This is a genomic window from Rahnella sp. CJA17(1/100) (assembly GCF_963881615.1).
GTDB classification, from domain to species: Bacteria; Pseudomonadota; Gammaproteobacteria; order Enterobacterales; family Enterobacteriaceae; genus Rahnella; species Rahnella aceris.
In genome coordinates, this window is the sequence record NZ_CAWOJA010000011.1 from 414122 (window position 1) to 432574 (window position 18453).

The following is an 18453-nucleotide window of genomic DNA, read 5'->3' on the forward strand; positions in this document are numbered from 1 at the left end:
GTTGACGCCGCGAGCGCGTAGATATTCTGTTATGACGGTGCTGTTTATGTTGTTGCTGACGGGCTTTGGCGTACAGGCCCGCACTGTCATCGATATCGACGGTAATCATGTGGACATTCCCGATAATCCGCAACGTATCGTGCTGGGCGAAAGCCGGATGCTTTATACGCTGGCCCTTCTGGAAACGGGTGATCCTGTCAGACGGATTGTCGGCTGGCCACTCGATCTGAAGAAGTATGACAGCCAGACCTGGGACATTTTTGCGCAGCGTTTTCCGCATATATTGACGATTCCGTCGCTGGGGTTGGGGGGAACAAATGATATGAACCCTGAAAAGGTGCTGGCGCTGAAACCAGATCTGGTGATCCTGCCCAGCCTTGCGCGCTATGACGATGCCGATTTGCGTCTTAAAGAAATGCTCAACGCTGCGCATATCCCGATAGTGAAAATCGATCTTCGTGTCCATCTGCTGAAAAATACTACGCGCAGTGTGAGTATTCTGGGCGAGGTGCTTAACCAGACTGCACGCGCCCAGGCATTTAATCACTTTTACGATACTCATATGCAGGTTATCCATGATCGTCTGGCCGCTTATTCCGGCCACAAACCGACGGTGCTGCTTCAGTTACATCTTGGACGTCGCAATGAATGTTGCGTGACTGCCGTGAAAGGCAGTCTTGGTGAACTGCTGAATTTTGCCGGAGGAGATAATATTGCCAGCAAAACGGTGCAGGGTGTCTTTGGCCAGCTGAATGAAGAAACGGTTATCATGGCGCAACCTGAGGTTTATTTCGCCACGGGTGCAGGTTCTCCTGATGATCAGAATGATTTGAAACTGGGGCCCGCCATATCACCGGAAATGGCACAACAAAGTCTGCGGGAACTGACTGCCAGGCAGAATGGATTGCGTGAACTTAAAGCGTTGCATAACGGCCGCACCGGGATGATATGGCACAATTTCTACCTCAGCCCGTGGCATGTTGCCGCGACCGAGTTCATGGCAAAAACCCTTTATCCCGATGTGTTTGCGGATATCGAACCTGAGCAGACATTAAAACAGATCTTTCATGACTATCTGCCAATCCCCTATACCGGCACATATTTTGCCAACGGCAGCCGGTGAAGGGGTGTTGTTCTGAATGCATATTTTATCCTGAGGGGCTTTTTTCTTCGTAAATTCACCTGCCATGTCCGGTTTTTTGCCGCTATAAAATCTGTAAAAGTGGACATTAGTCGACTTTTCCTCTAAAACTTCTGCGGTTAATGCCAGACAATACCGGTATTCGGCAATCAAATAATAAGCGCTGAATGCTTAAGAGCGGCTGCAAGGCAGCCGCCGGGCAAGGGTATTCACAACGATTACGACAGACTTTCTCTGGAGAATTTATGCATTCCTCTGTTAATAAAAACGAAAGCCGGACCTTCTTCGGCCATCCTTATCCGCTCGGTTCATTGTTCTTCACTGAAATGTGGGAGCGGTTCTCGTTTTATGGCATCCGTCCTTTACTGATCCTGTTTATGGCGGCGACGGTTTACGACGGCGGTATGGGGCTTGCGCGTGAAAACGCATCAGCTATCGTCGGTATATTTGCTGGCTGTATGTATCTGGCGGCGCTGCCGGGCGGCTGGCTGGCAGATAACTGGCTCGGGCAGCAGAGGGCGGTCTGGTACGGATCGATTCTGATTGCGCTCGGCCACCTGTCGATTGCGCTTTCCGCTTTCATGGGCGACAGCCTGTTCTTTATCGGCCTGATGTTTATTGTTCTCGGCTCCGGCCTGTTCAAAACGTGCATCTCGGTCATGGTGGGCACGCTGTATAAAAAAGGTGATGCGCGTCGTGACGGCGGTTTCTCACTGTTTTATATGGGCATTAACATGGGGTCGTTTATCGCGCCGCTGATTTCCGGCTGGCTGATAAAAACGCATGGCTGGCATTGGGGCTTTGGTATCGGGGGTATCGGTATGCTGGTGGCGCTGATTATCTTCCGTCTGTACGCCGTGCCAGCCATGAAACGTTACGACAGCGAAGTGGGGCTGGATTCCACCTGGAACAGTCCGGTTGCTAAGAAAAACGGTGTGGGTGTCTGGCTGCTGGCGCTGGCCGCCGGTGTGGCAATCATCGTTGCGCTGATCTCGCAGGGCGTGATCGTCATTAACCCGGTTGCTGTCGCCAGCGTGCTGGTGTATGTGATTGCGGCGTCCGTTGCGCTCTATTTTATCTATCTGTTCCTGTTTGCCGGACTGAACCGGAAAGAGCGGGCCCGACTGCTGGTGTGCTTTATTTTGCTGGTCTCGGCTGCTTTCTTCTGGTCTGCGTTTGAGCAGAAGCCGACCTCGTTCAACCTGTTCGCCAACGACTACACCAACCGCATGATCGGTGATTTTGAAATTCCTGCCGTCTGGTTCCAGTCCATCAATGCGTTGTTTATCATCCTGCTGGCACCGGTATTCAGCTGGGCATGGCCGTTGCTGGCGCGTAAAAACGTGCGCCCGAGCAGCATCACCAAGTTCATCATCGGCATTTTATGCGCGGCGGCGGGCTTCGGGATCATGATGATGGCTGCCCAGAACGTGCTGAACAGCGGCGGGGCAGGTGTATCGCCATTATGGCTGGTGGGCAGCATTCTGATGCTGACGCTCGGTGAGCTGTGCCTGAGTCCGATTGGTCTGGCGACCATGACGTTGCTGGCGCCGGAAAGAATGCGCGGTCAGATGATGGGCCTGTGGTTCTGTGCCAGTGCGCTGGGGAATCTGGCGGCCGGTTTGATTGGCGGACATGTAAAAGCCGATCAACTGGATATGCTGCCTGACCTGTTCGCCCGTTGCTCCATTGCGTTGCTGATCTGCGCTGCGGTGCTGTTCGTCCTTATCATTCCGGTTCGCAGAATGCTGGAAAACGCCCAGTCTAAGACAGAACAAAAACCGGTGTCACATGCCTGATGGCGGGTAAGGTGTTTGTCGAATACCGCTAAGAATCAATAAGGCCGGTCTGATGACCGGCCTTATTTTTTAGATTTTCGTTATACGTTTGCCGTTTTCATCAATAACCGCTTCACCGTCTTCCTTGGTGAACGCGCCACGTTGCGCATCAGGCAAGATTGCTAATACCTCCTCAGAAGGGCGGCATAACCGGGTGCCCAGCGGCGTGACAACCACCGGCCGGTTGATCAGAATCGGGTACTGCAACATGAAGTCGATCAGTTGATCGTCGCTGAAATGATTGTCTGCCAGTTTTAATTGCTCATACGGCTCGACATTTTTGCGTAACAACGCCCGCACGGGAATGCCCATATCCGCAATCAGTTTTACCAGTTCTTCACGGGCCGGTGGGGTTTCAAGATAAAAAATCACGGTGGGCTCAGCGCCGCTGTTGCGGATCAGCTCAAGGGTATTGCGCGATGTGCCACAGGCCGGGTTGTGATAAATAGTGATATTGCTCATCAGGGGGTTCTCTTTTTCAATCTTAGTGTGAGGTCAGGCGTTAAACATCCGTTACAGCGCCACAGACAACCGCAGCGCTAAAGCTGCCAGCGTGACAAACAGCACAGGCAGGGTCATGACAATGCCCACCCGGAAGTAATATCCCCAGGTAATCGTCATATTCTTCTGTGACAATACATGCAGCCATAACAATGTTGCCAGGCTGCCAATCGGGGTGATTTTTGGCCCCAGATCGCTGCCGATCACGTTGGCATAAATCATCGCCTCTTTAATGACTCCCGTGGCTGTGCTGCCATCAATCGACAGCGCCCCGATCAGCACGGTCGGCATATTGTTCATGATGGAAGAGAGGAAGGCGGTGATAAAGCCGGTTCCCAGCGTAGAGGCCCATAAACCCTGTTCTGCCAGCTGATTCAGCACGGCAGACAGGGCGTGCGTCAGCCCGGCATTACGTAAACCATACACCACCAGATACATACCCAGCGAGAAGATGACGATTTGCCACGGCGCGCCGCGCAGCACTTTGCCGGTATTAATGACGTGACCTTTCCTGGCGATAATATAAAGGATCAGTGCACCGACAGCGGCGACCAGGCTGACCGGTACGCCGAGGGGTTCAAGACCAAAGAAACCCGCCAGCAGAAGGATCAGAACCAGCCAGCCTGCTTTGAAGGTGCTGGCATCGCGGACAGCCTCAGCAGGCTGTTTCAGCAGAGAAATATCGTAAACCGGCGGGATGTCTTTGCGGAAAAACAGGTGCAGCATGACCAGTGTTGTCGCAATGGCCGCCAGATTAACCGGGCCCATGACGGACGCATATTCCGTGAAGCCCAGGTTGAAGAAATCAGCCGAGACAATATTCACCAGATTTGAGACGATCAGCGGCAGGCTGGCAACATCCGCGATAAACCCGGCTGCCATGACAAAGGCTAATGTCGCGCCGCGACTGAAACCCAGAGCCAGCAGCATCGCCATGACAATTGGCGTCAGAATCAGTGCGGCACCATCATTGGCGAACAGGGCAGCGACCATCGCGCCCAGTAAAATAATCCAGGTAAATAACAGACGCCCGCGTCCGTTTCCCCAGCGTGCAACATGCAGTGCCGCCCACTCGAAGAAACCCGATTCATCCAGCAGCAGGCTGATAATGATAACGGCAATAAAAGTGGCCGTTGCATTCCAGACTATTTGCCAGACAACCGGAATATCACCCGGATGAACGACCCCCGTCAGTAATGCCAGACCCGCGCCCAGCATGGCGCTCCAGCCAATGCCCAGCCCGCGGGGCTGCCAGATAACCAGAATCAGGGTGAGTAAAAAAATAGTACCTGCCAGCAACATGATCGACTCCGTACATATTTGTTATAGTGAATGTGTTTATGGTTTTAACATGAAACCGGTGACTTATTATTCAGCTTGCGGCGTATGTTTTCGCGGTCACAGTTCCATGCAGAATCGATAATCGCCGCTGACCATGCAGGCATTTGTGGTGAGAGGCGGTAATGTACCCATTTTCCTTCCCGGCGGTCTGTGACCAGTCCGGCTTCACGTAACAGCGCGATGTGACGGGAAATCTTAGGTTGTGATTCCGCCGTTGCGGCACAGATATCGCAAACGCAAAGCTCTCCTGATTCCCTGAGAAGCATCACAATAGTCGAGCGCGTTTCGTCGGCAAGCAGTTTAAAAAGCTGCGCAGGCTGTAACATATTGAGTCCCGTTGTGGAGTAATAAAACATATGCTAATCCATATATGATGGCTTTCAAAGCACAGATTTCAGAAATGAACTCAGGGAAATATGGCGCCTGCTTTCGGTGCGCATAATCATGATTATGTTAAATTGAATATCAGATTCCAGAAATCGGAATCCTGGCAGGTTTGCAGATTGCGCTGACGTCAGCGCTAAGTGCATGAGTGATTGACTTTAATTTCAATAATAAGAAAATGTTTCTTTTCGCGCGACGACCAGACATCACCGGAGTTTATCATCGCTTTTTCCCGTCATTTTCCTTGCGTCACCGCCGTCAAACACCCTGGTGCCGTTGTGGCTTTTGCGCTGTTACTGGTGGCTGGCTGTGCCTCGACACCGCCAAAATCACTGGTGACGCCGCTGCCGCCAGTGGCGAAGCACCCTCTTCCTGGTCAACCTGTGCAGAGTCATGAACCCGTGCGCGGCGTCTGGCTGGCGACCGTTTCCCGCCTCGACTGGCCACCGGTTAATTCGGTGAATGCCGGCAGTGCGTCTTTGCGCATCAGCCAGCAGCAGCAAGCGCTGACTGCCAAGCTGGATAAGCTTAAAAGTCTGGGCATCAATACGGTGTTCTTCCAGGTAAAACCTGACGGCACTGCGTTCTGGCCTTCAAAAATTTTGCCGTGGTCAGATATGCTGACGGGCAAAATTGGTCAGGATCCGGGTTATGATCCGTTGCAGTTTATGCTCGATGAAGCGCACAAACGCGGGATGAAAGTCCATGCGTGGTTTAACCCTTACCGTGTGTCGGTGAACACCAAACCTTCGACTGTGGCGGAACTGAATCAGACATTGCCACTGCACCCTGCCAGCGTGTTTGTGCTGCACCGCGACTGGATCCGAACCTCCGGGGATCGTTTCGTGGTGGACCCTGGTATTCCTGAGGCGCGCGACTGGATCACCAGCATCGTGGCGGAAGTGGTGGCGCGTTATCCTGTCGATGGTGTGCAGTTTGATGATTATTTTTATTCCGAATCACCGGGTTCCTCGCTGGATGACAGCCTGACGTTCCGGAAGTACGGTCAGGGTTACGCTTCAAAAGCCGACTGGCGGCGTCACAATACCCAGATGCTGATTGAGCAGGTTTCACGCACCATAAAACAGCTGAAACCGGGTGTGGAATTTGGCGTCAGTCCGGCGGGTGTCTGGCGTAACGTGTCGCATGATCCGGCAGGTTCACAAACTTCCGGCGCAGCGGCTTACGATGAAGCCTATGCGGATACCCGCCTGTGGGTGCAACAAGGTTTGCTCGATTATATTGCGCCGCAACTGTACTGGCCATTCTCCCGCAAGGCGGCGCGTTATGACGTGCTGGCAAACTGGTGGGCAAATGTGGTCAAGCCCACACATACGCGGCTCTACATTGGTGTGGCGTTGTATAAAGTGGGTGAACCGTCCAAAAATGAACCGGACTGGATGGTCAGCGGCGGCGTGCCGGAGCTGAAGAAACAGCTCGATATGAATGAATCCGTACCGCAAATTAACGGCACGATTTTGTTCCGCGAAAACTACCTCAACCAGCCGCAGACGCTGGACGCGGTCCGTTACCTGAAAAGCCGCTGGGGAAGCTGAAATAAGACAGTAAGGCACCGCCTGAACACGCAGGCGGTGCCTTTTTTTTATTACGCGTTAAACCTTCATATCAGAACGTGTAATTTGCGCTGACCGAGACATTGCGCGGTTCACCGTAAACGGCGTAATCGCTGAGCCACGAGTAGTACGTGCGGTCAAACAGGTTGTTGATGTTGGCCTGCACGGACAGCTGTTTTGTCACCTGATAACGCGTGAACAGGTCCACCAGCGCGGTGCTGCCCTGCGATACACGATGCGTTTCGCCGTCCGGCCCGGTGGCATCCTGGAAGGTGCGGTTCTGCCAGTTTACACCGCCGCCGACGGTCAGATCCGGCATCATCGGTAGCTGGTAGCGGCTGAATAATTTCAGCTGGGTCTGCGGCATATTGCTGTTGAGACGGCTGCCGGTTTCGTCTTTCGCCACATAACGCGTCGCACCAAAGGTCATTTGCAGGTTGTCGGTCACCGCGCCGTTGATCTCAAACTCAGCGCCTTTGCTGACGGTGCCGCTGACCGCGACATACGCCTGCTCGCTGGAGCCGTTAACATAATTGCTGCCATCTTCCTGTGCCACGTTATCCTGTTCGATACGGAATACTGCCATTGTGGCGGTCAGACGACCGTCCATCCACGCGGATTTAAGCCCGGTTTCGTAATTTTTCCCGGTGGTTGGGGACAGATAATGGCCGTTAATATCGCGGTCAGTCTGCGGCTGGAAGATGGACGTATAACTGGCGTATGCCGACCAGGTGTCGTTGATGTCATACACCAGACCGCCGTATGGCGTGATGTTGTTCTTGCTCATGCTGCCGCTGCTGCCATTGGTGCTCCATTGGGTATAACGTGCGCCAACGATCAGCGAAAGCGGATCCGCCAGTGAGAAGCGGGTGGCAAAATAACCGGCTTTCTGGCGGATGACATCGTCCGCATTCAGATACCAGTCTCCCCACTCCGGCTCGCTGACATTGCCGTTCCAGCTGTTGCCAAAACTGCCAATTGTGTCGCTGTCGAGGGCACCGTCTGCGCTGTAAGTCTGGTTGTGCTGGCGGCTGTAACTGACGCCAGCCACCATCTGGTGCTGACGGCCAAACAGTTCAAACGGCCCGGTGGCGTAAGTGTCGATGGAATCCACTTTGCGCGTGCCACGGTCTTTACTGCCAAAACCGCTGAGACCAGTGCCCGTCGTGTGATCCGGGAAATCCATCAGATACAGCAATTTATCATTAAACGTTTGCTCGCCATGTGTGCCGTTTACACGGAATGTCCAGCCGTTATCAAAGTCATGTTTAACGTTGGCGAACACTTTACGCGACTGAATGGCATAATTCGTCCAGTCGGCGGAAGTGTTGGTACTGCGGTCATAATGCGTGCGCGAGCCGTCTGTGTACCAGGTTGGCAGGCCGCCCCAGGTCGGGTTGCCGGTGTTATTTTCCTGATAATCGTAACCGAGCGACACGGTGGTGTTATCGGTCACATCGGCATCCACTACGCCGTAGAAGAATTTTTTACGCTTGTGATAGCGATCCAGCCAGCTGTCCTGATCCTGATAACCGGCTACCACGCGCCCGCGCACCGAACCTTCCTGATTCAGCGGGCCGGAAGCATCGAGCACGTAACGCTGTTTGTTCCAGCTTCCGTAACTGGCGCTGATATCGCCGGTGAATTCTTTGCTGTCGGCGTGTTTACGCACCATGTTGACAGAGGCGGCCGGATTGCCCGCCCCGGTCATCAGGCCTGTGGCGCCACGCACCACTTCGATGCGGTCATAAATCGCGGTGTCTTCGGCGGCATCACCAAAATTCCAGGTGTCGCTGACGGACGTTGGAATGTCGTCGTAGGTGTAATTATTGATGTAAAAACCGCGGGAGAAATAAGATACGCGTTCGCTGTCGATAACTTCCGTCGAGATGCCGGTGGTGTTATTCAGCACGTCGCCCACCGACTGGAGGTTCTGATCCTGCATGCGCTGTTTGGTGATCACACTGACCGACTGCGGAATATCGCGCGGCGTCAGGTTCATTTTGGTGCCCGCAGTGGTGGTTTTAACCGCGTAATCCTGCCCGTCGCTGGCAGCGGCGGTCGCCGAACCTTCAATCACCATATCCTGCTGCGAGCCGGATGCGGCGGTATTCGCGGTGCCTGTCGTCCCACTGCCGGTTTCAGCGGCCTGCACCGGATTCACCAGAACAAAAATCGCCAGCGCCAGTGTGGAAACCGTAAATGTTTTTCTTACCTTTAACGCACCCTGCTGCACGTCATATACCCTGCCATTCAAAGACATAACACATTCCCATAGCAATTTTTTAAGGGCGAGTCTGTTTCTATTTATTGTTTTAACCAGAACAGCTCGAAATGAGAATGTGAATAGTAATTATTAACATTAACCCTGTCGCGCAGAGGATTCATCTTAATAAGTAACAAATTATGAATGCAAAAAATTCAGAGGAAAATAAGAACCCGGCGAAGAACTTCACCGGGTTTAATGGCGAGGCAAATTGTTTTACGTCCGCACCAAAGCCCGCGACTTATCCAGCAGGAAAGGCCGCAGGTAACCGACAGTATTGGAAAGCAGAATCACGTCTTCGGAAAGGCGAATACTCAGCACGTCCGTCAGGTATTTTTTACGGGTGACCATACGCTGCCAGACCTCCGGGAACTGCGTTTCCAGCTCTTTTCGCAGTGATTCATCTGCCAGCCCTACCGTATCTTCGATGCTGCTGCCACCATAGCCGGGTAATGACGGAATAATATCAATCTGAAACAACATGCCACTTTCAAACGGGATCACTGAGCCACCGTATACCGGAGAACACAGCCACTCCTCATCTGCAACCAGATGACCGGGATTGAGATGCCAGTGATAGATGCTCTGTGGCAGCGTTTGCTCAACAAGCTGATAAAGCTCGCCGCCGGTCAGCCCGATGCGCAGTGCTTCAAGCCAGGTTACTACCGTGTGGTAATAGGGTATCGCGAGCCGCTGCAACCAGTCCGAAACCTCTTCCGGTAATTCATTTTCCGCCGCCACCACATACGCCGCACGGCTGGTGAGGCCTCCTTTGTATCCGGCGGTGAGCGAAAACTTATCGCCATGCCGGATAGTTTTGTCGGAAGGATACAGATTCGCATGGGCGAAACGCTCACCCGTCGCGGCAATCATAATCACGTTCCCGTGCTGGCCTTCTCCTGCCAGTAACTGACCGATTTCTTTTTCTGATTTGCCGGGTGCAATCGTATCCAGCGCCGCAAGCACCTGAGTGGAGGCCAGGTTGGCGCCGTATTCATAAAACGCCACTTCATTAGCGGTATTAATCCGCCGTGCACCGTTTTCTGGCGAGGTAAACAGACCGGTGGCGTTTACCACATCTCCAGCCACGCCTGCGGCCTTTCGGACTGCGTCGAGGATAAACGCGGGCACATCAAAGGTGGTTTTATCCGTGACAGGGTCACATCTGAACAGTTTCCAGCCTGCGATGCCAACGTGCTGCGCGTCAGTAATACCGGCAGATTTAAGCAAATCGTGCAGCGGCTGATGATGTTTCATCGGCTGGTTGGGCAGGGAAAACACCGGCGCATGCAGGCAGCGACCGGCGTTGCGCGCATGGGGAACCAGTTTCAGATTTTCATTCCCCATAACATAAGTCAGCTCACCGGTCGCGCGCACCACCAGCAAGGCTTCTTCAAAGCGCGGGATAAAACCCGCAAGATATTCGAAATTGCCGCCGTGTTCTTTGTCGGCATAAATCACCAGGCTGTCGAGCTGATGCTGTTGCATCGCGTGAAGGATATGACGCAGGCGTGACGCCATGGTTTCATCGGATAATACCGGGGTGGAAATATGAGGGTAAGTCGCGGGAGCCGGGAGGGTTTTCAGTGAATACTCATGTTCAGCTTTCATTGCGTGTCCTTTTGCATGGCGGGGGAAAGAGGATTATGCCTCAAACGGCTTCTTAAGGCCGCATTCACCGGACAGGGAACTCTGCTAAATTTAAGGTAATTCCCTGCTGTTGCTGCCTGACGAGGTTAATAACGATGGTTACCGAGAGTGATAAGGGCAAAGACCTCAGTCAGGCTACCGCTGAGCTATTTGCCGAGCTTATTCCCTATCTCCAGTTCCGTACTGTCCCCGCGGGCTCGCGCTTCCATCTGTATGAGAAGGGGGAATTTTATTGTTATTTCATCCGTAAAGGCTGGTTTAAAACCTTTCATAACGACGAACCTGTGCTGATAGGCACGTTGTCAGTGCCGGGCATCATTGGTATTGGCGGTGCGGTGCCCTCAGAGGCCAGAATGTTTATTCAGGCGCAGGATGAATCTGAGATTGCCGTCTCCACCGTGGCGGAGATGCATGCCCTGATTGATCGTCTGGAGTTGTGGGAGCCAATGGCAAAGCACTTTTTCAGGATGACCAACAATCTCTATGTCAAAAGCACAATGCTGACGGCACCGACATCCTATGAAATTCTGCGCCACCAGCTCATGGAACTCATGAAAGAACCGCCGGAAATACGCGAAAATATTCCTGCTGCCCATTACATTCAGCTTAAGACGCACCTTTCACGCAGCACGATCATGAAAGTGCTTTCACAATTGAAACAGGGGGGATATGTGAGGCTGCACAACGGTATTCTGAAAGAAGTGATCCGTTTGCCACTGAAATACTGAGCGTGGTATCAGGGGGGAAGAAAGCGTGCCGTTACGCACGCTGTTCTCTCTGTTACGCGGCTTTTACCGCACGGACTTTTTTGGCCGTGGCAGGTTTTTCGGCAACATTTTCTTCGGCAGCATTTTCTTCAACAGCCACGTTTTCTGCGACCACTTCTTCTGCTTCTGCTGGCGTTTCAGCGGCGGGCTGGTGTGCGATTTCTGCTTCCGGCAATTTGCTGGTGCGCAGAATATGCTGGACGGTGTCTTTCTGCTCGGCGAGGTGAAGTGCAATGTTTTCCGCCAGTGCTTCATCCATCCCGATATTGCTCTGTAACAGCCATTCAGTAAAAGCATCCGCCATGTCCAGCATCTTGTCGTAAGCGTCTGCTTCTTTCTTATTGGCAAAAGTCATTTTCTCTTCACCTTTTCTGACCACAACAAATTTTGTTTCAACAGCCATGATTCGCTCCTTATACTGTAATTATATACAGCATACCAATAATCAGTGCAGGATACATCATCCGGCCTGATTTTTATAGTGCGGCGCGTCAAAGGCCGGGCACAATACCCTGGCCACTATAACGCGGGTGAATTTCTCAGCGTGAGCCGGTAAGGTAGAAAACGACCTGTTTTCAACGAACTTGTGAGGTTCCCGTGACAAACCTGAAAGCTGTATGCAACTGGACCAAAGACACTTATCTGATCACTACCGACTTTCAAAAACTGGATATTCCGGCAATTCACGCCTACCTGACCCGGTCAAGCTGGGCGCCGGGCATTGACGAACAGACAGTTCGCGCTGGCGCAGAACACAGCCTGAACTTCGGGTTGTTCGACGACGGAAAACAGATCGGTTACGCCCGCTTTATCACGGACTACGCCACCTTTGCTTACCTGTGTGATGTCTATGTGCTGGAAGATTATCAGGGGAAAAATCTGGGCGCATGGCTGATCGAATGTGTGCAGTCGCATCCGGTCACAGCAAAACTTCGCCGGATGGCACTCTTTACTTCCACCGCGCCGTGGTTGTACCAAAAGTTTGGTTACACACCGGTTAACGAACCTGACTACACCTGGGTCATCACCCGGCCAGGAATTTACCTGAACAAAGACGGGTAGTTCAGGCTTTCCTGAACGCAGGGCTGGAAACAGAAACTGAATTCTGGCCAGGGTCTTTCGCATTGGTGAACTCATCGCCGTCGGCCTGATGGCGCGGGCCACATTCCGGACCGTTCTATATACAGGCAGCGGCTTTGAGATTTTCAGTCACCATCCGCACAAAGTTATCGCGAATGACATCTTCATTCCGGGCGTCCCATGCAATCCCCACCTGCCAGCGTGTCGCACGGCCGGTGAGCGGAAGTATTTTCAGCTCCGGCGGCGCAATATGCACGACGCTTTCGGGTAGCAATGCCACGCCGATGCCGGCCGCTACCAGTGCGACAATAGTCTGGATATCCTCCGCCAGTTGAACCGATGAAACATGAAACAGATTTTCCTGTAAAAAACGGTCTGTCTGCGCATTCAGACCCCCCGCCCGCTCAGTATACAAACGCAGTAACGGACGGTTCCTGAGCCGTTCACTCATATCCTCGCCGTTATCTTCAGACACTACCAGCACCAGTTTATCCTCAAACAGCGCGTGGTAACGGAGCGGTGCAGGCGGCGGGACACGCACAAAACCAATGTGCAGTTCCCCGCGTTGCAGCATGTCGTATTGCTGCGCGGAAGGCAGGTCTTCCAGCGTGATATCCACGCCGGGATACGCTGCGCGGAATTTCGCAATACATTGTGGCGCCAGGATGAAACTCGACAGGCCGAATCCGGCCGCCAGCAGCCCTTCTCCCCCCTTTTCAACCTGGCTGGCATGTTGCATAAACGCGGCCATTTGTCGCAATACTTTCTCCGCTTCCGGCAAAAGCCGCTGGCCTGCGGCTGTCAGCGCACTGCCGTGTCGTCCGCGGGCAAAAAGCGCCACGTTCAGCGTCGATTCCAGCAGATTGATCTGTTTGGTGAGTGCCGGTTGTGAAACGGAAAGCGCCTGTGCTGCCTGCGCATAATTCCCTTTTTCAGCCAGTGTGACAAAAGCCCTGAGCAAACGTGTGTTCACTTTATGTATTCCATTGGGTTATCAGATTTGGAAATCATTTCATTATAAAGTTATCAGTCGCATTGCTCTAATACCAGCGTCAACCGAAATCCCTGAAGACGTATGGAGAAGATCATGTCGGACCCCAAAACACTCAAAGCAGCGGTCATTCAATTTCAGCATCAGGCGGGTAACAAAAAATATAACCTGTTAATTATGGAGCGTTTTATCGAAAAATCGGCTATTGAAGGCGTCAATATTTTGGCCTTTCCGGAAATGTGTATCACCGGTTACTGGCACGTGCCCAAACTCGATGCTGCTGGCGTTCAGGCACTGGCGGAGCCAGCCGACACCGGCCCCTCTGTTGCGCTGATCCGCTCGCTGGCCGTGAAACATCAGATGCTGATTGGCGCCGGATTTATCGAACGTGCCGCTGACGGGCGTCTGTATAATGCCTACGCCGCCTGCATGCCTGACGGTTCGGTACACATCCACCGCAAAATGCACGCCTTTGAGCATGAGGCTTTCAGTTGCGGCGACAGTTATACCGTGTTCGGGACCCCCTGGGGCGTGAAGGTCGGGATCCTCATCTGCTGGGACAACAATCTGGTGGAGAATGCCCGAGCCACCGCCCTGCTGGGTGCAGATATTTTACTGGCACCGCATCAGACCGGCGGCACACATTCACGCAGCCCGCACGGCATGAAACCGATACCGCTGGCATTGTGGCAGCAGCGTGCTGAACGCAAAGAAGAGATTACCGCAGCGTTTAAAGGTCCCAGCGGCCGGGAATGGCTGATGCGCTGGTTGCCCTCACGCGCTCACGATAACGGCATGTTTATTTTGTTCAGTAACGGCGTCGGTGCGGATGATGATGAAGTACGCACCGGTAACGCGATGATCCTCGACCCTTATGGCCGGATCGTCGATGAAACCTGGGTTGCTGCGGATGCGATGGTCAGCGCGGATCTGGATTTATCGCTGATCCCGATGAGTACCGGCAGGCGCTGGATGGCAGGCCGCAGACCCGATTTGTATCATATTCTGACTGAATATCAGGGCTATGAGCGGGATGCAATGACGGCACGTTTTTCTGAGGAATTACCGGGGATCCCAAAACGCTAAATCACCGTGGATTGATGAAGCGAAAAAGGCTCCTTGCGGAGCCTTATTCCTGATCCAACAGCGATGTGCCGTATGAATTATCGATGGTACACAGCCAGCGACCGTCCGGTTCATGGCGGAAAACATAGGTGGCACGGCGGGTAGTGGTCACCTTTCCGCCCTGTCCGTCGGGAAAATGCAGCACCGTTTCCATGATCACCAGCGCATCCTCTGCCCCTTCAATCACCTGCATTTCGCCCTGTTCTACCACCAGCTGATCCTGAAAATAATCCGAGATGGCGATAAAGGCTTTGCGGATGTCGGTTTTGCCGCGGGCAATCATGCCCGGTTTAATTACCAGCGCCGCCTCTTCGGCATAATGCGCCATCAGTGCGTCAAAATCCCTGACGGATATGGCTTTGTCACAGGCTTCGATAACCTGGCGGATCGGGTGTGTACTCATCCGTTAATGTCCTTTTGCTGAGTTCCAGAGTAAAGAGATGGCCGCCAGAAATAACATGATGTCGATCAGGCGATTGAAGGATGTCTCTGACATCTTAATAACAAATTTTTTGCCAATAAGCATCCCTGTCGTCAGTGTGCCACCCACCAGCAAGCCGCTCAAAAACACCGGCCACGGCATTGCACCAATCACGCTGAACGCTGAGGCTTTGGCGAAATAAATCGCGAACGAGGCGGCAGCCTCGGTGGAAAGCAGCGCGCCTTTCACCAGCCCGTAACCGGCGAAAACCGGAATGGTCAGCGGGCCGGTTGAAAATACCACACCGGTCAGAAACCCTGTCAGCGCGCCTGCCATCGCCAGTTGCGCGCTGCTGAGGGTAAAAGCCCGGTAACGGGCGTAATGACGCAAAGGGATCAGCAACAAGAAGAACGCGCCGATACACATATTCGACAGCGTGGCGGGCATTTCCCACAGGGTATTTGCGCCGAGAACGGCGGCGGGGATGCCGGGCATGGCGTACAGCAAAAATGCCCGAATGTTGATGTCTTTGCGCCAGAGAAGCACGCGGGAGATATTGCCGACAATAGCGGCAATCGCCATCACCGGAATCGCAGTTTTCGGGCCGAAAGTATACGTCAGCGCCGGCAACAGCATGATGGAACTGCCGGTGCCGACAACGCCGCTGATCACACCCGCCAGTATGCCCGTCAGAGCAATCACCACATACATCACGTCACATTTCCTTTTCTCAGGGGGAATGCGGGCGATGATAGCGTTTAGGAAATGGCGTAACCCGTGATAAAAAGTCACATAATCGTGATTAAAAAGGAACGACCATGCATGCCCTTCCCCCGATAACGGCCCTCCGCGCCTTTCTTGTCGCCTGCCATGCCGGGAGTTTTACCGCCGCAGCGCAGGAGTTATGCATTACGCACGGCGCGGTAAGCCGCCATATTCAGGGGGTGGAAAAGTGGTTTGGGGTGAATTTATTTCGTAAAGAAGGCCAGCGGCGGGTGCCGACACCTTATGCGCTGACGCTGGCACGCGAGCTGGGCAGTGCGTTCGATACCCTGTCGGATATCGCCCTGCGCTACGGTAATGGCGGGCGGAATAACGTGTTCAATGTCAGCGTGCCAACCACCATGAGCCTGAAATGGCTGCTGCCTCGCCTTGATGATTTTTATACGCAATTTCCTGAGGCAAATCTGCAAATCTCTACGGCCAATACCGAGCAGTTACACATTGTGGGGCATTACGATTTGCTGATCCGTCGTGAAACCAGTGCCACGGAATATTCCGCGATCCCTTTTCTGGCTGATACCCATTGCCTGATGGCCTCCCCGGCGCTGCTCAAACGCTTTCCGCTGGATACGCCGGAGGACGTGCTGAAATGTCCGCGCATTGAAACCCTCACCCGTCCCGGACACTGGAATTTATGGCTGGCGGCGGCCGGACTGGAGAAACCGCCGGTCAGCGGCTTTCGCCGTTACGATCATTTTCACGTTTCGTTGCATGCGATGCTGGAAGGAATTGGCGTCGGGCTGGGGCCGGTCAGTACGTTGTCGGCGGAAATCCGTCGCGGGAATCTGATACCGCTGTTCCCGCAGATTACCGTCGCGCCCTGCCATTACCACGCCCTGACGCCAGTGGGCGTGCAGAAAACCCTGCTCCACCAGGCGTTTGAACGCTGGCTGGTGGCACAGGGTGAATGCGGGAATCAGTCGTAATTCTCACCATATAAACCAATCAACCGCCGCACGACGCCGTTGGTCCAGCCGAATCCGTCCTGCAGCGGATATTCCCCGCCGCCGCCTTCGCGGGATGTGTCGCCTGAAATGTGGTATTTCTCAATCAGTTTATGGTGTTGCTGATAATACTGATTCACGGTTTTCAGCCAGTTACGGGCAATTTCATCGCCCAGCACATCATTGCCGTATTGCTTAAAGCCCTGAATCGCCATCCATTGCAGCGGTGCCCAGCCGTTGGGTTTATCCCACTGTTGACCGGTTTCATATTCTGTCGCCATGATACCGCCGGGTGTGAGTAAGCGGGTACGCACGGCGTCTGACAGACGTTCGGCCTGATAATGGCTGGCAAGTCCGACATACAAAGGCACCACGCTGGCGGCAGAAAACAGCGCCATTTGCTGACGGTGCCAGTCGTAATCACGGAAACAACCTTCGTTGTCATCCCACAGATAACAGTTGATGGCCTCGCGGCGTGTTTCGGCTTTCCGGCGGAATAACGTTTCGGTGACTTTATCCCCTTTCAGTCCGGAAATATTGGCAATGGTACTTTCCAGCTTGTGCAGAAACGCATTCAGATCCACCGGGATAAATTGCGTGGTGCGGATGCTGGCGAGACGATGCCCGTCACGCAACCAGCGCGACGAATAATCCCAGCCGGATTCCGCGCCAGCGCGCAAATCGCGGTAAACCTCATTTGCCGGGCGGCTCGAAAGTTTTGCGGTTTCGACATCTTCGCGCCACGATTCATCGCGCGGTGTGTCCCTGTCATCCCAGTAACGGTTGAGCAGCGTGCCATCCGGCAGGCAAACCACATGCCGGTAAGCCTGATTCGGCGCCAGAGAATCCGCGCCGTCCATCCAGAACTCATATTCCATTTTCAGATGGTCAAGGTAACGCCGCGCACCGCGCACGCCGTCTTCCTCGAACAGTTCGACCATCAGCGCAAACACCGGTGGCTGGGAACGGCTGAGATAATACGTGCGGTTGCCGTTAGGAATATGGCCGTACATCTCGATAATCCAGGCGAAATTATCCGCCATGGTGCGCAACAGATCATTACGGCCACTTTCCGCCAGCCCTAACATCGAAAAGTAAGAATCCCAGTAATAGGTTTCACTGAAACGCCCGCCCGGCACCACATAGGCCTGGGGTAACGGCATCAGTGACGACCAGGGCACGTGGTCTTCCGGCTGGCGCGTGAGCACCGGCCACAGTTTGTCGATGTGCTCTTTCAGCGAATCGCCGGGGTCGGAGACGTATTCATCATCACGATGTTCCGGCAGCCAGAAATGCGCGTCCACAAATCGTTTCAGGTTGAAGCCCGGATGGTTTTTTATCCGCCGATAACGCAGCAATATGTCCAGCGGATCCATTTTCGGCGGGCAGTCGGGAAAGGTTTTGCTGTCCTCGAAAAGCCCTGAAGATTGCACACTGGTAAACAATTCCAGATAACGGTCGGCAGGCGTTAAGGCATCAGAAGGCGGCAAACCTTCGATCATCCCCGGCTCCGGTTCTGCATCCATCATCCGGTCAAGGATCAGTTCAATGGGCTCGAGCTCGCTCAGACGCGTCTCTTCGCTATCAGCGTTTTCGCTGTCAAACAGCGCATTTTCATTCGTCTGGTAATTCGCATTTTGCATATGC

At 53.5% G+C, this 18453-nt stretch carries 17 protein-coding genes; 7 read left to right on the top strand and 10 right to left on the bottom strand.

The genetic code is table 11. From position 1 onward, the window contains the following. The first annotated feature begins 31 nt into the window (after nt 1-31). Complete coding sequence (locus AACU55_RS08210; protein WP_013578297.1) at nt 32-1123, top strand: ABC transporter substrate-binding protein; 1092 nt, start codon at nt 32-34, stop codon at nt 1121-1123. Nucleotides 1124-1386: 263 nt separating this feature from the next. Further along, on the top strand, nt 1387-2940 hold the full coding sequence (locus tag AACU55_RS08215; RefSeq protein ID WP_013578298.1) for a peptide MFS transporter: 1554 nt from the start codon (nt 1387-1389) through the stop codon (nt 2938-2940). Between the two features lie 69 nt (nt 2941-3009). On the opposite strand, the gene arsC is transcribed toward AACU55_RS08215, so the two are convergent. Genes arsC through AACU55_RS08230 form a run of 3 tightly spaced genes read right to left on the bottom strand, consistent with a single transcriptional unit; the run spans nt 3010 to nt 5147 of the window. After that, a complete protein-coding gene (arsC, locus tag AACU55_RS08220) occupies nt 3010-3441 on the bottom strand; it encodes a glutaredoxin-dependent arsenate reductase (RefSeq protein WP_037032937.1) in 432 nt (143 codons plus the stop codon). A gap of 51 nt (nt 3442-3492) precedes the next feature. Next, complete coding sequence (locus AACU55_RS08225) at nt 3493-4782, bottom strand: arsenic transporter (RefSeq protein ID WP_112151381.1); 1290 nt, start codon at nt 4780-4782, stop codon at nt 3493-3495. 44 nt (nt 4783-4826) lie between these two features. Further along, nucleotides 4827-5147, bottom strand: coding sequence for a metalloregulator ArsR/SmtB family transcription factor (locus tag AACU55_RS08230; RefSeq protein WP_013578301.1), 321 nt, complete (start codon nt 5145-5147; stop codon nt 4827-4829). 279 nt (nt 5148-5426) lie between these two features. Between AACU55_RS08230 and AACU55_RS08235 the strand changes: the two genes are divergently transcribed. Continuing rightward, nucleotides 5427-6761, top strand: a complete 1335-nt coding sequence (locus AACU55_RS08235) for a glycoside hydrolase family 10 protein (protein ID WP_049804369.1) — start codon at nt 5427-5429, stop codon at nt 6759-6761. A gap of 70 nt (nt 6762-6831) precedes the next feature. On the opposite strand, the gene fhuE is transcribed toward AACU55_RS08235, so the two are convergent. Then, nucleotides 6832-9042, bottom strand: a complete 2211-nt coding sequence (gene fhuE, locus AACU55_RS08240; protein ID WP_134705392.1) for a ferric-rhodotorulic acid/ferric-coprogen receptor FhuE — start codon at nt 9040-9042, stop codon at nt 6832-6834. Between the two features lie 219 nt (nt 9043-9261). Beyond that, nucleotides 9262-10656, bottom strand: a complete 1395-nt coding sequence (locus tag AACU55_RS08245) for a M24 family metallopeptidase (RefSeq protein WP_134705393.1) — start codon at nt 10654-10656, stop codon at nt 9262-9264. A gap of 134 nt (nt 10657-10790) precedes the next feature. On the opposite strand from AACU55_RS08245, the gene AACU55_RS08250 reads away from it, so the two are divergent. Next, a complete protein-coding gene (locus AACU55_RS08250) occupies nt 10791-11423 on the top strand; it encodes a helix-turn-helix domain-containing protein (protein ID WP_037032943.1) in 633 nt (210 codons plus the stop codon). 52 nt (nt 11424-11475) lie between these two features. Here AACU55_RS08250 and AACU55_RS08255 read toward each other — a convergent pair whose 3' ends face one another. After that, complete coding sequence (locus AACU55_RS08255) at nt 11476-11865, bottom strand: YebG family protein (RefSeq protein ID WP_134705394.1); 390 nt, start codon at nt 11863-11865, stop codon at nt 11476-11478. A gap of 194 nt (nt 11866-12059) precedes the next feature. On the opposite strand from AACU55_RS08255, the gene AACU55_RS08260 reads away from it, so the two are divergent. After that, complete coding sequence (locus tag AACU55_RS08260; protein ID WP_134705395.1) at nt 12060-12524, top strand: GNAT family N-acetyltransferase; 465 nt, start codon at nt 12060-12062, stop codon at nt 12522-12524. 115 nt (nt 12525-12639) lie between these two features. Here AACU55_RS08260 and AACU55_RS08265 read toward each other — a convergent pair whose 3' ends face one another. Then, a complete protein-coding gene (locus AACU55_RS08265) occupies nt 12640-13515 on the bottom strand; it encodes a LysR family transcriptional regulator (RefSeq protein WP_134705396.1) in 876 nt (291 codons plus the stop codon). Between the two features lie 114 nt (nt 13516-13629). On the opposite strand from AACU55_RS08265, the gene AACU55_RS08270 reads away from it, so the two are divergent. Then, a complete protein-coding gene (locus tag AACU55_RS08270; protein WP_134705397.1) occupies nt 13630-14619 on the top strand; it encodes a nitrilase family protein in 990 nt (329 codons plus the stop codon). Between the two features lie 43 nt (nt 14620-14662). On the opposite strand, the gene AACU55_RS08275 is transcribed toward AACU55_RS08270, so the two are convergent. Together AACU55_RS08275 and AACU55_RS08280 are read right to left on the bottom strand one after the other, a co-directional pair. Then, nucleotides 14663-15061, bottom strand: coding sequence for a YybH family protein (locus AACU55_RS08275; protein WP_013577715.1), 399 nt, complete (start codon nt 15059-15061; stop codon nt 14663-14665). 3 nt (nt 15062-15064) lie between these two features. After that, entirely contained in the window at nt 15065-15790 is a 726-nt protein-coding gene (locus AACU55_RS08280; RefSeq protein WP_134705462.1) for a sulfite exporter TauE/SafE family protein, read from the bottom strand. A gap of 107 nt (nt 15791-15897) precedes the next feature. Between AACU55_RS08280 and AACU55_RS08285 the strand changes: the two genes are divergently transcribed. Continuing rightward, nucleotides 15898-16788 (top strand): LysR substrate-binding domain-containing protein, encoded by an 891-nt coding sequence (locus AACU55_RS08285; RefSeq protein WP_134705398.1) that lies wholly within the window; start codon nt 15898-15900, stop codon nt 16786-16788. On the opposite strand, the gene AACU55_RS08290 is transcribed toward AACU55_RS08285, so the two are convergent. Continuing rightward, nucleotides 16779-18449 carry an alpha,alpha-trehalase gene (locus AACU55_RS08290; protein WP_013577718.1) on the bottom strand — a complete coding sequence of 557 codons (1671 nt, stop codon included), beginning with the start codon at nt 18447-18449 and terminating at the stop codon, nt 16779-16781. The two genes, AACU55_RS08285 and AACU55_RS08290, sit on opposite strands and share 10 nt — an antisense overlap. Nucleotides 18450-18453 lie beyond the last annotated feature (4 nt).

Excerpts from the sequence above, each read along its gene's own strand:
- AACU55_RS08275 (WP_013577715.1), bottom strand. The coding sequence starts at position 15,061 with ATGAGTACACACCCGATCCGCCAGGTTATCGAAGCCTGTGACAAAGCC.
- AACU55_RS08255 (WP_134705394.1), bottom strand. The coding sequence starts at position 11,865 with ATGGCTGTTGAAACAAAATTTGTTGTGGTCAGAAAAGGTGAAGAGAAA.
- AACU55_RS08245 (WP_134705393.1), bottom strand. The coding sequence starts at position 10,656 with ATGAAAGCTGAACATGAGTATTCACTGAAAACCCTCCCGGCTCCCGCG.
- AACU55_RS08225 (WP_112151381.1), bottom strand. The coding sequence starts at position 4,782 with ATGTTGCTGGCAGGTACTATTTTTTTACTCACCCTGATTCTGGTTATC.
- AACU55_RS08250 (WP_037032943.1), top strand. The coding sequence starts at position 10,791 with ATGGTTACCGAGAGTGATAAGGGCAAAGACCTCAGTCAGGCTACCGCT.
- AACU55_RS08290 (WP_013577718.1), bottom strand. The coding sequence starts at position 18,449 with ATGCAAAATGCGAATTACCAGACGAATGAAAATGCGCTGTTTGACAGC.
- AACU55_RS08230 (WP_013578301.1), bottom strand. The coding sequence starts at position 5,147 with ATGTTACAGCCTGCGCAGCTTTTTAAACTGCTTGCCGACGAAACGCGC.
- AACU55_RS08285 (WP_134705398.1), top strand. The coding sequence starts at position 15,898 with ATGCATGCCCTTCCCCCGATAACGGCCCTCCGCGCCTTTCTTGTCGCC.
- AACU55_RS08270 (WP_134705397.1), top strand. The coding sequence starts at position 13,630 with ATGTCGGACCCCAAAACACTCAAAGCAGCGGTCATTCAATTTCAGCAT.
- AACU55_RS08215 (WP_013578298.1), top strand. The coding sequence starts at position 1,387 with ATGCATTCCTCTGTTAATAAAAACGAAAGCCGGACCTTCTTCGGCCAT.
- fhuE (WP_134705392.1), bottom strand. The coding sequence starts at position 9,042 with ATGTCTTTGAATGGCAGGGTATATGACGTGCAGCAGGGTGCGTTAAAG.
- arsC (WP_037032937.1), bottom strand. The coding sequence starts at position 3,441 with ATGAGCAATATCACTATTTATCACAACCCGGCCTGTGGCACATCGCGC.
- AACU55_RS08280 (WP_134705462.1), bottom strand. The coding sequence starts at position 15,790 with ATGTATGTGGTGATTGCTCTGACGGGCATACTGGCGGGTGTGATCAGC.
- AACU55_RS08210 (WP_013578297.1), top strand. The coding sequence starts at position 32 with ATGACGGTGCTGTTTATGTTGTTGCTGACGGGCTTTGGCGTACAGGCC.